The organism is Lyngbya aestuarii BL J (assembly GCF_000478195.2).
Classification (GTDB): domain Bacteria; phylum Cyanobacteriota; class Cyanobacteriia; order Cyanobacteriales; family Microcoleaceae; genus Capilliphycus; species Capilliphycus aestuarii.
Map to the genome: position 1 here is coordinate 1 of NZ_AUZM01000309.1, position 710 is coordinate 710.

Annotated in this window: 1 pseudogene; it reads left to right on the top strand. The window is 43.5% G+C overall.

The window, feature by feature from the left end:
- A pseudogene (locus M595_RS28265) lies at nucleotides 1-690 on the top strand (hypothetical protein); the annotation flags it as partial.
- Nucleotides 691-710: the final 20 nt, after the last annotated feature.

Below are 710 nucleotides of genomic sequence, written 5' to 3' on the forward strand. Positions count from 1 at the left end.
ACTCTCAGTGGCTTGGGAGTTCTCAACATCGCTCCCGCTCAAGCCGCAACATTTCGCCTTTCCTGGACAGGTCAGGTTTTAGGCTACCAGGCTGAAGGTCTTTTCAGCTACAACGAGACTCAAGTCGATGAAAGTGGAATTGTTCGCCGAGATGATCTGGAGTCCTTTAATATCGCATTTTACGATCCGGAGGAAAATCTAATTCAAGAATTTATTGATAATCATCTTACCTATTCGGGGTTCAATTTCAACTTTGATACTCAAACTGGAAAGATTCTTCAAGAGGGCTTTTCCGATGAGCCAAATGGTATTGATATCGGAGAATACAATCCCATATTTGAAGAGGAAGAAAATCGGGTTGCTGCCAGATTTGATGAGGAAGGAAATCTGGTTTCCGCCAACGGTCTCAATTTTTGGTCTGCGGCTCCGGCTCCAGAGGGAACAGCAATTCCTCACGTTCACCTCACAGATTTCGGGAATGATTTTCCAGATTTACCCATTGGATTTGGTCGGCATTTGGATGTTGCTTTTTTCACTCGAACCACCGCTCAATTGCTAAACGATCCGACGGCAGGAGATGAGTTTGGACAGCGAATGATTGCCACTAAAGTTCCCGAAGCCGACTCAATATTTGGATTGGGAATTGTGAGCTTGATTTGGTATTTTACCCGAAAAAAAACTGTTAATTAAATCGGGTTAGATTTGATGTT